The sequence below is a fragment of the Pseudoalteromonas sp. c7(2019) genome (genome assembly GCF_011378625.1).
In the GTDB taxonomy this organism is placed as follows: Bacteria; Pseudomonadota; Gammaproteobacteria; order Enterobacterales; family Alteromonadaceae; genus Pseudoalteromonas; species Pseudoalteromonas arctica.
Genome location: NZ_WTKS01000054.1, coordinates 1 through 809 on the forward strand (window position 1 = coordinate 1; position 809 = coordinate 809).

The window sequence follows — 809 nt, forward strand, 5'->3', positions numbered from 1 at the left end:
TCGGAATCTCGGTTGATTTCTTTTCCTAAGGGTACTTAGATGTTTCAGTTCCCCTCGTTTGCTTCGTTTAGCTATGTATTCACTAAACGATGACACTAAGTGCCGGGTTGCCCCATTCGGAAATTCCAGGATATAACGCTTGTTATCAACTCCCCTGGACTTATCGCAGATTACCACGTCCTTCATCGCCTCTAATTGCCTAGGCATCCACCGTGCACGCTTATTCACTTAACCATACAACACCTAAACAGTGTCTAGATGTGTATGTTGTTTCCAAGACGCTTGCGACTCTCATATTTACATATGAAAAACGTTTACGTTTTTCGTGCACCTATCAATCTTACGATTGAGTAGATACGTACTCATTACATTTGCATGTAATGTGCTTTTTATTTTGCTTGATTACAGTATCTAATTTAACTACGAATAGTTAATTTACATACTGAGAACTCGTTATTCATCACTTGCGTGATGATTAACATTTTCGTTTTACTTATCACACCAATCAACTTACAAGTAAGTCATTGTATTTGTGCGATAAATAAGAACATTTATCAGCTTTCCTAATTGTTAAAGAGCAGNACTTTTTCGTTAAAAAAAGCCTTAGATAAGGAGTGTTGCTTATCTAAGGCTTTTCATCATGTTGGTCACTTATTCTATTTAAGAATGAGTGGTGGAGCTATGCGGGATCGAACCGCAGACCTCCTGCGTGCAAGGCAGGCGCTCTCCCAGCTGAGCTATAGCCCCAACATGGTATGTATAAATAGAAATCCAATTTCATTTTTACAAGAAATTGGTGGGTCTGGGCA

Annotated in this window: 1 tRNA gene and 1 rRNA gene; both read right to left on the minus strand. The window is 39.0% G+C overall.

The features are described 5' to 3' along the window. A 23S ribosomal RNA gene (locus GQR38_RS19960) occupies positions 1–234 on the minus strand; the annotation flags it as partial. A gap of 437 nt (positions 235–671) precedes the next feature. Beyond that, positions 672–747: transfer RNA gene (locus tag GQR38_RS19965), tRNA-Ala, on the minus strand. Positions 748–809: the final 62 nt, after the last annotated feature.